Below are 13,159 nucleotides of genomic sequence, written 5' to 3'. Positions count from 1 at the left end.
GAACAAACGAACTTTTACACGACAAAATTCCCAAATTCACCATTTTTGGCGACTTTTCATCGGCGCAAAGCGATGTTATAGTTCAGATATTTAGGATTTCCGGTCACATCCTCGAGCACTTTTACGAACGGGGGGAAGTTAACGGTTTCCTGTTCCGAAATACCTTTGGTTTCCATCATTACCAGATTGCTGACAGGGTCCTGGAAGGTGTCGATCTGGAAGAACTGACCTTTCCAGATAAAGCTCTGACGCTTTTTGTGGATGGTTACGCGGTAAGGATCGGCCTGCTGCAGCATCTGCTCGTACAGGTTGTTATCAACCTGACGCTCTGTCTCAATCACTTCGGTTTCGCTAATGCGTTTCTTCGAGCGGTGAACATTCACCACCTTACCCCCACTCCATTCGCGGCGGCGCAGGCGCACCTCGCTACCAGGCTCGGCTACCAGATAGGTCTGGGTAATCAAGCTCTCGGAGCACTCGGGAATTTCACCGATGATTTCAACACGGAAGATACGCTCCTCCTGCACAGGCTGTGGCAAACCTACAACCTTTGAAATCTCAGTAAGCACACGCTTGATCTTATTATCGAAATCGTCGTGATTGTTAATCACACGCAGATGGGGATGACCGGTCCAAGCCTCGATCACCTTCTTATCCAGTTCACGGGCAATACGCAATCCTTCTTCGTTGGCTTGCTCGTAGCGGGTGGCGTTGGTGGCAGTAGTATAATACTGCTCGGCGCCATCGGCCGCACTCACCAGGTGCAGCACAGCATCGTAGCTCTCGCGCAAAGCCTCGGAATTGGTACCAGCCATGTGGGTTATCTCCTCCCACTCCTCGGGTTTGATATAGGCCGAAATATCCATCGCGCCTCTATCGCAAACCACCAGCACGGGATCTTCACAAACCTCGGCCAACTTCATAAACTGGTTTTCGAGTGCCAATTGGGTTTCCAGAATGGCACGTTCGCCTTGATAGTACAATTTACGGTTAGGCGTAAGGTAGTTCCAGCCTGCGGTACTATAGATAGTAGGCACCTCGGGCACGTTGAACACCTTGTAACCAAACCCTGAGAAATACTCGGTAATCTTTACCAACGCGGTAGTCTTACCAGCACAAGGTCCTCCTGTCAGAACTATTTTCTTTATATCTGGCATTTAATGTTTAATCTTTTAATCGTTTCTTTAGTACGCTTGGCATCGCCAAGAATGTTTAATATCAAATGCTGAGCTCGTCGAGTACCTTAATCAGTCGCTTGTCGAAACGCTTATCAGTACGGATGCACTCGCTGAAAGGTACATAAACCACCTCGTTATTGCGGATACCAACCATCACGTTGCGCTGTCCCTGTTTGATGGCTTCGATAGCACCAACACCTGTGGTAGCAGCCAGAATGCGGTCGCGCGCTGATGGTGTACCACCACGCTGCAGATGTCCCAGGATAGACACACGTACATCAAACTCAGGGAACTCCTTCTTGACGCGATCGGCATAGTACAGAGCGCCACACTTAGGACTCTCCGACACAATCACGATACACGACTTCTTTGATTTACGGATACCACGACTCATGAACTGTGCCAACTGGTCGACATCGGTACTCTCCTCGGGTACGATAGCAGCCTCAGCACCACATGCAATAGCCGAGTTCTGTGCCAGGAATCCGGCATCACGCCCCATCACCTCGACAAAGAAGATACGCTCATGCGAGTTGGCTGTATCACGGATACGGTCCACACACTCCATGATGGTATTCATGGTTGTATCATAACCGATAGTAGAATCGGTGCCATACAAATCGTTATCAATCGTACCAGGCAGACCGATTACAGGGAAGTCGAACTCCATACCGAAGTTACGGGCACCAGTCAACGAACCGTTACCACCGATAACTACCAGTGCGTCGATCTCTTCCTTTACACAAGTCTCGTAAGCCTTCTGCATACCCTCGGGTGTTGGGAACTCCTTTGAGCGGGCCGTTTTCAGAATAGTACCACCACGAGTAACAATGCCACTTACATTCTCGGTGGTAAACTCCTGAACCTCATCATGAATCAGTCCTTCGTAACCACGATATATACCTTTAATCCTAAAACCGTTGTAAATACCGGCACGTGTCACAGCACGAATAGCGGCATTCATTCCTGGAGCATCGCCTCCCGACGTCAGGATACCAATTGTCTTAATCTTTGTCATATTACTACTATAATTGTTTAGTTATACATAATTCAACTCAATCCACAGCACACCCAAGCCTACCAGCATACCTGCCAGCACCTTCAGCGTCAGGTTCTTAATATACCAGCCTAAACGCATGTGCTCCATCTTCATCAGGGCCAGTCCGCTAACCGAACCAACGCTGAGCAGACAGCCACCTACGGCGGTACAGAAAGCGATAATCTTCCAGTAGGCGCCATTGGTTACGAAATTCTCGTCGTACGAACCAACAAGTGCAGCATCGGCTATCTGATAAAGTGAGATATCGCTCATGGCGATGGTGAAAGAATCAACGATACCGCTGAGGAAACCAGATACGATACCGAGTACCCATACGCTGTGAACGGTATCATCTATCCACTCGGCCACATCGCCAAACACGCCTGTTTCGGTTACCACACCCATCGCCAGCATGATACCCATCACAAACAGTATCTGCTGTAACGAGCCGTACTGTACCGAACGTGGTGTCAGGCGCTGCATCATCTGGTCGGCACTATTCAGCTTGCGGTTCATCACCTCGTTTACCACCCATAGAATGCTGAGCACACACAGGGCGCCAAGGAATGGCGACAGTTTGGTGATGGTATGGAAGGTAGGGATAAACCACAAACCACCGATACCTACAAACAGCATTACCACACGCTGCCAAGGCAACAGATTGGTATCGTCGCCACGAAACGGCATAGGTGCCCACTGGGTATCCAGGCGTTCAGGCAGTTCGCGGTTAATCAGTATGGTAGGTACTATCCAAGCCAAGAGGGCTGGCAGGGCCAGATACGACGAATAGTTGGTGGCTGTGATAGCCTCGTCGCCCCACAGTACCAGAGTGGTAGGATCGCCAATCACCGTCAGGCATCCACCACAGTTGGCAGCAATCACAATGGCAGCACCTATCAGCATACGCTGACGACGGTTCTGCACAATGCTATGCATAATAACCAGCATCATGGTAGCCGTAGTAAGGTTGTCGAGATTAGCCGACAGAATAAAAGTAGCCAATGTGATGGTCCATAACAGGCGCTTTGAGTTACGGGTTCTGATCCACTTGGTAACGAAATCAAAGCAACCATTGTTATGCAGAATCTCAACAATACTCATGGTAGCCAGCAGGAACATCACAATGCTGGCAGCACGACCTACATAATAAAGAAATACATTATTATATATATAGTACTTAACGGCCTCGCTCGACGGCAAGCTTCCTGCTAAGAACTCCCAGTAATCCTGGGCATGGCGCTGCATAACGAAATCGGTGCCGTAGCAGATGTATACCACCCACCCCACGGTGCCGATAAAGATGGCAATAGCCGATTTGTTTACACCCGTTGTATGGCCTGTGGCAATCACAACGTAACCTAACAATAGTAATATGACGATGATTAGTGTCATTTCCCTATGCCTCCTAGTTTAATATCTCAGTTGGCGTCCAATACCAGAAGATTGTGCCTCTGCCGTCTTCTGTGTTATCGCGCGCACCTATTTTTCCGTTGCATCGGTCGATAATGGCCTTACAAACACTCAGTCCCAATCCTGGATTATCCTGATTCTCGTCGTGGGTATATGTATTCTTGTCGGCCAACAGTCCGAATATATTCTGTTTCAGTTTCTCGGGCAGTCCCTCACCCATATCCTTCACCTCTACATACATACCGCCTTCTTTCAGGTAGTAAGACAGGGTGATCTTACCCTCAGTAGTATGCTGCATGGCATTCTCAAGCAGGTGCATGGTTACAATTCGCATCAGCTTCTTGTCAACCAGCGCACGCAAACCGTCGATAGGTTCAATCACCTCAAGGGTTACACCATCTTTCAGCTGCATACGAATCTCTGAGGCATACTGTCCCATTTCGTAATCCACATCGGTAACCTCGCGCTTAAACAGCTGAGTATCACCCTCAACCTCGCTTAACGATAACAGTTCGTTAATCAGGTGCAGCAGTTCCAGTCCGTTCTTATTAATCAGCTGCAACAGATTGGCACGCTCCTCGGGTGGCAAAGCACTATCATCCATCGTCATCAGCAGATCCGAGAATCCGATGATGGCATTCAGCGGTGTACGGAGCGAGTGACTCATATTACCCAGGAAGATATCCTTCAGTTCTTCGCTCTTTCGGGCAGCTTCAGCTGCCTCGCGAGCTTTTGCCTCATTCTGACTGGCTACCATAGCATTATGTTCGGCCTCCTTAGCATTGCGCTTTGCCACATCGGCAATACGCTGTGCCTCTGCCTCGCTGGCCCTGGCCTTTTCGGCATTAGCATTAGCAATAGCCTCGTTCTCCCTAGCCTTCTCGGCATTAGCACGTGCCACCTCCTCACTCTGGCGTGCCTTTTCCTCGCTGGCTTTAGCTTTCTCCTCGTTTTCACGGGCTGTATCCAGCGCCTTCTTCAGCTGGCGCGTGTTATGCATCTGGTTTAATATCACAGCCAGCAGCGCCACAATCACAAATGCCACAATGGCGATATATACCCATCGCGGTATGATAATGCCATTGAATGTCGAAGCCACGTTGCCATACACTTCGTCCATCAGGCCCTCTTCCTCCATCTTATCCAATTCCTTGTCGATAGCATTAATCAACTTTTTGTTGCTACTTGCGTAGCAGTATTCGCGTGGTGTCAGCGTCAGGTCTTCCTGCTCCAGATTCTGCAGTTTATACTTGCCTATCAGATACTTAGCCTGATAACGATAGCATACCACCGCATCGTATTTGCCTGCCGACAGTTCCTTCATCGCCTTGGTCAGGTCATCTACTATCACCAGTCGTGCACCAATCTTCTGCAGCGTGTCGCGTACGGGCCTACTGGCCATCAGCGCCACCTCTACATTGTGCATGTCGCGCAGTCCGTAGTTCCTCTTGGTACCCTTTCGAGTTACCAACTGGTAGTACAGTCTGATCACGGCACGCGAGTAATTGGTAACATCCTTGCGATAAGGCGAATAAACCATCATACCCAAATCAACCTTACCACCTAAGATATCGTTTGCAATAGCTCCCCATGTGTTAGGTGCAAACTTAAACGGGATGTTCATCCGCTTCATCAGAATCTTCGAGAATTCCACATCGGCGCCACTAGGTTTTCCTTTTTCATCAACATACTCTAATGGCGGATAGTCCTGATCGATTCCGAGAATCAAAGGCTTAGAATCAGAATAGCCGAGATTGTTAGCATTTACCTTAAGGGCAAACGTTAATATAAGTAGAATGTTAATCAGTCTCAGCTTCATAAATTATCAACCTCAAGCTTTATGCTTGATGGGTACAAAAGTAGAAAAAAAACTTTAAACCTCCAAACTTTTTCTTGAAAAAGTAGCAAATTAGAGGTAGAAATGCGGCAAATTAAAGTCCACGTGCCTTCCAAATGCGGTCTTTGGCGGCATTTATCTCCTGGAATTTCTTCTCGGCAGCCTTTCGTACATCCTCTCCCAGAGCAGCCACCTTATCAGGATGGTGCTGCAAAGCCTGCTTGCGGTAGGCCTTCTTTACCTCATCGTCGCTTGCATCAGGACTCACGCCCAGCACCTTATAGGCATCCTCAAGACTACCACCCTCAAGGTGCAGCATCGAGTCGACCTCGTTAGCATGCAATCCCATCCACTGGGCGCACTCTTTCAGCGCTGTAATCTCACTCTGGGGCACATTACCATCGGCCTTAGCCACCATCACCAGATAGTTAAGCAGCTGCAAACGCTGCGAGTAGTCCATCTGTCGGCTCATCTGTGCACAGCAGTCGCGTACCGTTTGCTTGAACTGCTGCCAGCCTTCGCGTTTCTGCTCCTCAAAAAGTCGGTTTAATATCTCGTTACCCTGCTGTACGGCAGCATTACCGAAGTTCTGGCGCAACATCTGTCGAACCAGTTCCATCTCGGAATGCATGGCCTTACCATCAGCCTTGATTATATACGACGACAACACCAGGAGCGAGAACATAAAACTGTTACGCTGTCCTTGCTGCTGTTGCCGTTGGTAAGCCTGCTGGTAGCTCTCGTTATACGATTGCCAGGTACCTGAGTTTTCGGGGGTATTCACCCCATTCAGCATAGTATCAAATAGCGAACCAAGCAGATAGCCTGCCAGCGCACCAAGTGGACCACCGGCCATCCAGCCGGCAAATCCGCCAATCCATTTTCCTGCAGCCATATTATTTTACATATTTTGCAGTTCGGTATAAATGCGCTGCACGGGCAAGCCCATCACATTATAATAACTGCCGTTAAGTCCTGTAACACCAATATAACCTATCCACTCCTGAATGCCGTAGGCACCAGCCTTATCAAACGGACGATAACATTTAACGTAATGTTGTATCTCGCTGTCGGTAAGCTGTTTAAAGGTCACATCGGTAGTAACCGAAAACGAACGTTGACTGGTAGCGGTGAGCAGCGAAACGCCTGTTGTAACCTGATGGGTACGCCCACTAATTTCGCGGAGCATACGTACGGCATCAGCCTCGTCGTGAGGCTTACCTAAAATATCATCGCCCACTATCACCACCGTATCAGCCGTAATAATCAGCTCACCAGTCTCGAGTGTAGGCTTGTAAGCAGCAGCCTTCTTCTCAGCAATATACTGTGCCACCTCGGCTGCAGGCAAAGTTTCGGGGTACGACTCATCGATGCCATCAATCACACGCACCTCGAAATCCAGACCCAATCCTGCCAACAATTCTTTTCTACGTGGCGAATTACTCGCCAGAATATATCTATAATTGTCCATTTTCAATGTTCAATGTTCAATGTTCAATGTCCATCACCATCCAAATGCTTTAGCATTCATCACCCATTTACCCTGGGCACGCAATACCTGTTCGATCACATCGCGACCACAGCCATAACCGCCATCACGATCTGACACATACACACTCACCTCACGAATCTCAGCACATGCATCATTGGGGCATACAGGGCATCCTACCCTACGCATAATCTCCAAATCGGGGATATCATCACCCATATACATCACCTCCTCGTCGGTATAGCCATAAATGGCCAGGAACTCATCATATGTGGCAATCTTAACGGCACAACCCAGGTAAATATCTTCAACACCAAGACCCTCGTAGCGCACACGCAGACTATCTACCCTTGCACCAGAAAGGATGGCAATACGCAAGCCTAACTTCATGGCCAACTGGATGGCATAACCATCCTTGATATTCACCGTACGTAGCGGTGTGCCATCAGCACTCAGATTGATAGTCTCGGCACTCAGCACGCCATCAATATCAAAGATGATGGCTTTGATTTTATTTAAATCGTAGTTAATCATTGAACTTTGAGCTTTGATCTTTGAACTTTAAAATTTGTTCAGGTGAACGTTTTCCCACTTCAGTTTCTCTTCGTCCTGAGGCTTGCGCTCATCAGTCCAATGACCTATGGCAAGAATGCACAAGCAATTGTAGTTATCGGGAATACCCAGCACGCCACGAATCACCTCGTCGGCTGTGGTGCCGTCGCTCAATCCGCGACCTCGCATCTGAATCCAGCAAGAACCCAATCCCAGTTCTTCGGCCTGATACTGCATAGAGATAGTAGCAATCGAACCATCCTCTACCCAACAATCATTCTGCATGGGATCACCCAGAACGGCAATAGCCACTGGGGCATCCTTCAGAAACTGAGAACCCATATTCTTGGCATCAGCCAATTTCTCGAGATCCATCTTATCATCTACGACTACAAACTGCCAGGCACGCTGACTCTTTGATGTGGGCGACATCAACCCTGCACGCAGAATAAGCTTGAGATGTTCGGGATCAACCTCCTTATCAGAGAACTTGCGATGGCTGCGGCGCAGCTGCGCCAAATCTTTAAAACTTGTCATATTCTCACAATTTTTTGTGCAAAGATATATAAAATTTGGCACGGATTACGCAGATTAACACGGATTAATAATAATTTTCTTTAAAAATCAGCGTAATCCGTGAAATCCGTGCCTAAAAAAACGTATTTTTGCACCATGAACCAACTGATTACTACCATATACACCAAATCCAAAGGCATGCCAACATTGCGCCAGGGTAGCTATTTCCACAGTCAGGAGCTGATGGAAGTATGCGAGACCGCCCCGCGCCAGCGCCCTTATATGGTGGTAATCAACGATGAATCAGGCCGCGAACTGTGCCACATGCTGGGCATTGTGAGATACCGTACTCTGATACTGCCGCCATTCCTGCTGATACATTGTCGGATATTAGGCGAAGGCGTGTACGACGAAGACTGCGGCTATAAGAAAGACGAGCTGTTCGACCGGATGCTGAGTGCGCTAACCCACAAGCTTAACAAACGCGTACTGTTTATGGAGATGAGTAACCTGGGCACCAAGATGTTTGGCTATAAGGTTTTGCGCGAGAACGGCTACTACCCCGTAAACTGGATGTCGATACACAATTCGCTGCATCGCCACGCCCCCGAAGAGCGTATCACCCCCAAGCTGCAGAAACGCATCGATCACGCCCACGAACGAGGTGCAAGAACCGAGATAGTCAGCAACGAGCACGACTTTAAGGCTTTCTCGAAACTGCTACGCAAGCACCATATCCTGAAGCCCAAACGCTATATCCCCGACGACATTTTCTTCCGCGAACTGATGGAGGGCCAGAACGGCAATCTGTTTGTAACCAAATATCACGAGAAAGTGATAGCCTGTGCCGCCTGCGTATATAGTCAGGGCGATGCCTACCTATGGTATTCGGCCTTCAGGCGCAAAACATTCCATGCCCTACACCCCGACACCATTGTGGTGTGGGATGTGATGAAGCACGCCTACAACGAGGGCTATCAACATATGCGATTCATGGATGTGGGACTGCCTTTCCACAAAAATCCTTACCGCGAATTCATATTACGTTTCGGCGGCAAGGAGCAAAGCACCTACCGATGGTTCCGTTTCTCCATCAGATGGGTGAATAAACTTTTGGCTTGGATCTATCGCGAGTAATCAGTAATTACCCTCCTCTTTGGTCATATCACCATCACCAGTACCATCGATTATATCCTTAATCTCATCATCGTTGGCTTTCATGTTGATTCTTTGGTCGGACGGCATTTCGGGATACTCCATAGCGGCATCCACATCTACCATACCAGCACTATTAATCGAGTCGATTGCTGCCGAATCAGTCACCAATGGATGATATTCAACTTCCTCCTCAACATACTTCTGCGACTGAGATCGACCACGACAAGCCGACAGCAGCAATATACCAACCGCAACATACAATAGTTTTTTACTCATACTTGCATCTATCATCATTATATTCTATCTACCTGTTTTACACCCTTAACGGTACGCAGCTTCTTAATCAGCGCCTCCAGGCGTGAAGTATCTTCGAGCATCACCACGATATTACCACTAAACAAACCGTCGTGACTATCAATATTGATACTACGCAGCACCAGTTTCTCTTCCTTCGAGATGATACTGGTAAGATTATTCACGATACCGATATCGTCGTTACCAATCACACGCAGGGCGATGCTATATTGCGACGAACCCTTACCACTCCACTTGGCCTTAACGATACGATAGCCAAAACGGCGGCGCAACTCGGGGGCATTCGGACAATCGCAACGATGAATCTTGATACCGCCATTAACGGTAACAAAGCCAAACACATCGTCGCCATAGATAGGCGAACAGCATTTTGCCAGCTGGTAATCCAAGCCTTTCAGGTTGCGGTCTATCACAAGCACGTCATCGTTCACCTGCTGATTCAACCCCGCAATCTTCGACTCATCGAGTTCGAATTCCGAAGCCGAACGCGCTTGATTATCTCCTGTAACAACAGTCTCTTTTTCTCTGAGTTCCAAGAACTTATCAAGCACATCGTTTGTATCAAGCACACCATCGGCAATGGCCTTATAGAAGTCGCTCACCTCCTTGTAACCCATCTTACGGATCACGTTAAACATGATGCTATCGTCCTGTTCAATCTTACGGTTGCGGAACTTACGCTCCAGCATCTCCTTGGCAAACAGTCCGTCCTTAACCTGGGTTTCCTTCAGCGCCAAACGTATCTTGGATTTGGCACGCGAGGTCTTCACGATATTCAGCCACTCCTGTCGGGGTTTCTGGTTAGCCGATGTCAGGATTTCAACCTGATCGCCACTCTTCAGTTCGTAACGTATCGGTACCACTTTTCCGCTAATGCGACCACCCGTACACTGGTTGCCCAGTTTCGAGTGGATATGATAGGCAAAATCAAGCACCGTAGCACCTACGGGGAACTTCCACAAATCGCCTGCAGGTGTAAACACAAACACCTCGTCTTCGTACAGTTCCATCTTAAACTGGTCCATCGCATCCAGTCCGTCGGCATGCTCCAGCATCGTACGGATATTTGTCAGCCACTCGTCCAGTCCTGTCTCGCCCTTCACGCCTTTATAGCGCCAGTGGGCAGCCACACCACGTTCGGCAATCTCGTCCATACGTTCGGTACGTATCTGTACCTCAACCCACTTCTGCTCTGGTCCCAACACAGTAATGTGCAGACTCTCATAGCCATTCGATTTGGGTACCGACAGCCAGTCGCGCAGTCGTTTAGGGTTAGGCTGATACATATCGGTAATAATCGAGTAAGCCTGCCAGCACTGCATTTTCTCCTGCTCCAGCGGACAATCGATAATAATTCGGATGGCAAACAGATCGTACACACCCTCAAACGGGCACTTCTGCTTCTTCATCTTTTGCCAGATAGAGTGGATTGATTTGGTACGACCCTTAATATGGCAACGGATACCCGCCTCCATCATCTTCTGCTCAACAGGCTTAATAAACCTGTCTATATAAGCATCACGTGCCGCCTTGGTAGCACTCAGTTTTTCGCGAATATGGTAATAGGCATCGTGCTCCATATACTTCAGCGACAGGTCCTCCAGTTCGCTCTTCAGCTTATAGAGTCCTAACTTATGCGCCAACGGGGCATACAGATAAGCCGCTTCTTGCGATACCTCCAGCTTTGCCTCCACGTTCTCCGTATCGCGAATCTGTCGCATCAGGTTCACGCGATAGGCAATCATAATCAGTATCACACGCATATCCTCGGCAAACGAAAGCAGCAGATTCCTGAAATTCTCACTCTCCACCGCCGGGTTCTTATCGTACAGTTGCTCTATACGTTTCAGTCCATGTAATATACGCGACACCGATTCGCCGTACTTCTGCCCTACCTCTTCCAGCGTAATGTTTCCCGCCTCTAATTCAGGTATCAGCTGCACAGCCTGTATTGCATCGCCTTTCAAACCGATTTCCTCAGTCAGGATCTCGGCCGTCTGCGATGCCATTCGTTTTCTTTCCTCGTATGTAAATGCGAATTTTTCCGCCATAATTTCCAAATTTTGCCACAAAGATACATTTTTCTTTGAATTAATTCGCATTTTTCGAAAAAAATGGTTACTTTTGCCGTAGTTTATTGACTAAATACCATTTTTATTATGTTAAAGGAGAAAGACTTGAAGCAGATTGCTCAGAAAGGTATTACCAAGGAGCAGATCGAAAACCAATTGAACGAGTTTAAGACAGGTTTCCCATTCCTGAAGCTGGAGTCAGCAGCAGGTATCGGTAACGGTATTATTGCTCCCGACGCAGCCGAGCGCCAGAAGCTGGTTGCCGCATGGAACGATTACAAGGCAGCAGGCAAGCGCGTGGTAAAGTTTGTGCCCGCCAGCGGTGCCGCCAGTCGTATGTTCAAAAACATGTTTGCATTTGTTGATGCCGATTACGATGTGCCCACCACCGACTTTGAGAAGAAATACTTCGACCAGATAGAGAACTTCGCCTTCTTCGAGGCACTCGACGCCGTTTGCCTGAAGAACGAGGGCAAAGGCATCAAGGCCCTGATGGCCGAGGGCAACTATAAGGCTGTAGCAGCCAACATGCTCAAGGCCGAGGGACTGAACTACGGTCAGCTGCCAAAGGGCTTGCTGCTGTTCCACAAGTACCCCGAGGGTGCACGCACACCAATGGAGGAGCATCTGGTAGAGGGTGCCCTTTATGCAGCATCCAACGGCGAGGCTCACGTACACTTCACCGTCAGTCACGAGCACATGGAGCTGTTCAAGGCCAAGGTTGCCGAGAAGGCCGACTTCTTTGCACAGAAATACGGCATCAAGTACGATATCACCTTCTCAGAGCAGAAGCCCTCAACCGATACCGTTGCCGCTAACCCCGACAACACCCCATTCCGCAACGAGGATGGCAGTCTGTTGTTCCGCCCAGGCGGTCATGGTGCCCTCATCGAGAATCTCAACGAGATCGAGGCCGACGTCATCTTCATTAAGAATATCGACAACGTAGTACCCGACCGTTTGAAACCCGAGACTGTAGAGTGGAAGCAGGTACTGGCAGGCGTATTGGTAACCCTGCAGAAGCAGGCCTTCGAGTACCTCAAGGTGCTGGATGCAGGCGCCAGCGAGGCTCAGCTGCAGGAGATTGCCGCATTCGTAGCCAACAGCCTGTGTACCGATGCCAAGAATAATAAGGTAGATGCCGCTTACCTGCGCAGCAAGCTTAATCGCCCCATGCGTGTGTGCGGTGTCGTTAAGAATGTAGGTGAGCCTGGTGGCGGCCCATTCCTTACCTACAACCAGGATGGTACCGTTAGTCTGCAGATTCTCGAGAGCAGTCAGATCGACACCAACAACGAGGCCTACATGAAGATGTTCACCCAGGGCACCCACTTCAACCCCGTTGATTTGGTTTGCGCCGTTAAGGACTATCAGGGCCGTCCATTCAACCTGCCCGACTTTGTAGATAAGACCACAGGCTTCATCTCATCAAAGTCAAAGGCTGGTAAAGAGCTCAAGGCCCTCGAGTTGCCAGGCCTTTGGAATGGTGCCATGAGCAACTGGAGCACCGTATTTGTCGAGGTTCCCCTGGGCACCTTCAATCCCGTTAAGACCGTTAACGACCTGCTGCGCGAACAGCATCAGTAAACAATA

The 13,159-nt window shown here is 48.9% G+C and carries 12 protein-coding genes; 2 read left to right on the top strand and 10 right to left on the bottom strand.

Annotation, left to right across the window (positions count from 1 at the left end):
- Nucleotides 1-56 precede the first annotated feature (56 nt).
- The 8 genes from BLU97_RS04480 to BLU97_RS04445 form a co-directional block, all read right to left on the bottom strand.
- Nucleotides 57-1,157, bottom strand: a complete 1,101-nt coding sequence (locus BLU97_RS04480) for an AAA family ATPase (RefSeq protein ID WP_074760454.1) — start codon at nucleotides 1,155-1,157, stop codon at nucleotides 57-59.
- 61 nt (nucleotides 1,158-1,218) lie between these two features.
- Nucleotides 1,219-2,196 (bottom strand): 6-phosphofructokinase, encoded by a 978-nt coding sequence (pfkA, locus tag BLU97_RS04475; protein ID WP_013064537.1) that lies wholly within the window; start codon nucleotides 2,194-2,196, stop codon nucleotides 1,219-1,221.
- Nucleotides 2,197-2,217: 21 nt separating this feature from the next.
- Nucleotides 2,218-3,609: an SLC13 family permease gene (locus BLU97_RS04470; protein WP_073043020.1), complete on the bottom strand. Its 1,392-nt coding sequence runs from the start codon at nucleotides 3,607-3,609 to the stop codon at nucleotides 2,218-2,220.
- Between the two features lie 13 nt (nucleotides 3,610-3,622).
- On the bottom strand, nucleotides 3,623-5,446 hold the full coding sequence (locus BLU97_RS04465) for a transporter substrate-binding domain-containing protein (RefSeq protein ID WP_074760453.1): 1,824 nt from the start codon (nucleotides 5,444-5,446) through the stop codon (nucleotides 3,623-3,625).
- Between the two features lie 112 nt (nucleotides 5,447-5,558).
- Nucleotides 5,559-6,359 (bottom strand): DnaJ domain-containing protein, encoded by an 801-nt coding sequence (locus tag BLU97_RS04460; protein ID WP_074760452.1) that lies wholly within the window; start codon nucleotides 6,357-6,359, stop codon nucleotides 5,559-5,561.
- Between the two features lie 6 nt (nucleotides 6,360-6,365).
- The gene (locus BLU97_RS04455) at nucleotides 6,366-6,935 is read right to left on the bottom strand and encodes a Maf-like protein (RefSeq protein WP_074760451.1); all 570 of its coding nucleotides are present in this window, start codon (nucleotides 6,933-6,935) and stop codon (nucleotides 6,366-6,368) included.
- A gap of 33 nt (nucleotides 6,936-6,968) precedes the next feature.
- Nucleotides 6,969-7,487, bottom strand: a complete 519-nt coding sequence (locus tag BLU97_RS04450) for a KdsC family phosphatase (protein WP_074760450.1) — start codon at nucleotides 7,485-7,487, stop codon at nucleotides 6,969-6,971.
- Between the two features lie 27 nt (nucleotides 7,488-7,514).
- Nucleotides 7,515-8,042: a nitroreductase family protein gene (locus BLU97_RS04445; RefSeq protein ID WP_074760449.1), complete on the bottom strand. Its 528-nt coding sequence runs from the start codon at nucleotides 8,040-8,042 to the stop codon at nucleotides 7,515-7,517.
- A gap of 135 nt (nucleotides 8,043-8,177) precedes the next feature.
- Here BLU97_RS04445 and BLU97_RS04440 point away from each other — a divergent pair, with 135 nt between their 5' ends.
- Entirely contained in the window at nucleotides 8,178-9,158 is a 981-nt protein-coding gene (locus BLU97_RS04440) for a GNAT family N-acetyltransferase (protein ID WP_074760448.1), read from the top strand.
- On the opposite strand, the gene BLU97_RS04435 is transcribed toward BLU97_RS04440, so the two are convergent.
- Nucleotides 9,159-9,455: a hypothetical protein gene (locus BLU97_RS04435; RefSeq protein WP_139208800.1), complete on the bottom strand. Its 297-nt coding sequence runs from the start codon at nucleotides 9,453-9,455 to the stop codon at nucleotides 9,159-9,161.
- Between the two features lie 17 nt (nucleotides 9,456-9,472).
- Nucleotides 9,473-11,545 (bottom strand): RelA/SpoT family protein, encoded by a 2,073-nt coding sequence (locus BLU97_RS04430; protein WP_074760446.1) that lies wholly within the window; start codon nucleotides 11,543-11,545, stop codon nucleotides 9,473-9,475.
- 108 nt (nucleotides 11,546-11,653) lie between these two features.
- Here BLU97_RS04430 and BLU97_RS04425 point away from each other — a divergent pair, with 108 nt between their 5' ends.
- On the top strand, nucleotides 11,654-13,153 hold the full coding sequence (locus BLU97_RS04425; protein WP_074760445.1) for a DUF4301 family protein: 1,500 nt from the start codon (nucleotides 11,654-11,656) through the stop codon (nucleotides 13,151-13,153).
- Nucleotides 13,154-13,159: the final 6 nt, after the last annotated feature.

The organism is Xylanibacter ruminicola, assembly GCF_900107775.1.
Lineage (GTDB): Bacteria > Bacteroidota > Bacteroidia > Bacteroidales > Bacteroidaceae > Prevotella > Prevotella ruminicola_C.
Note: the sequence above shows the minus strand (reverse complement) of the source record. Positions and strands in the feature narration are given on the sequence as shown.

Excerpts from the sequence above, each read along its gene's own strand:
- BLU97_RS04435 (WP_139208800.1), bottom strand. The coding sequence starts at position 9,455 with ATGAGTAAAAAACTATTGTATGTTGCGGTTGGTATATTGCTGCTGTCG.
- BLU97_RS04470 (WP_073043020.1), bottom strand. The coding sequence starts at position 3,609 with ATGACACTAATCATCGTCATATTACTATTGTTAGGTTACGTTGTGATT.
- BLU97_RS04440 (WP_074760448.1), top strand. The coding sequence starts at position 8,178 with ATGAACCAACTGATTACTACCATATACACCAAATCCAAAGGCATGCCA.
- BLU97_RS04430 (WP_074760446.1), bottom strand. The coding sequence starts at position 11,545 with ATGGCGGAAAAATTCGCATTTACATACGAGGAAAGAAAACGAATGGCA.
- pfkA (WP_013064537.1), bottom strand. The coding sequence starts at position 2,196 with ATGACAAAGATTAAGACAATTGGTATCCTGACGTCGGGAGGCGATGCT.
- BLU97_RS04450 (WP_074760450.1), bottom strand. The coding sequence starts at position 7,487 with ATGATTAACTACGATTTAAATAAAATCAAAGCCATCATCTTTGATATT.
- BLU97_RS04480 (WP_074760454.1), bottom strand. The coding sequence starts at position 1,157 with ATGCCAGATATAAAGAAAATAGTTCTGACAGGAGGACCTTGTGCTGGT.
- BLU97_RS04465 (WP_074760453.1), bottom strand. The coding sequence starts at position 5,446 with ATGAAGCTGAGACTGATTAACATTCTACTTATATTAACGTTTGCCCTT.
- BLU97_RS04455 (WP_074760451.1), bottom strand. The coding sequence starts at position 6,935 with ATGGACAATTATAGATATATTCTGGCGAGTAATTCGCCACGTAGAAAA.
- BLU97_RS04460 (WP_074760452.1), bottom strand. The coding sequence starts at position 6,359 with ATGGCTGCAGGAAAATGGATTGGCGGATTTGCCGGCTGGATGGCCGGT.
- BLU97_RS04425 (WP_074760445.1), top strand. The coding sequence starts at position 11,654 with ATGTTAAAGGAGAAAGACTTGAAGCAGATTGCTCAGAAAGGTATTACC.
- BLU97_RS04445 (WP_074760449.1), bottom strand. The coding sequence starts at position 8,042 with ATGACAAGTTTTAAAGATTTGGCGCAGCTGCGCCGCAGCCATCGCAAG.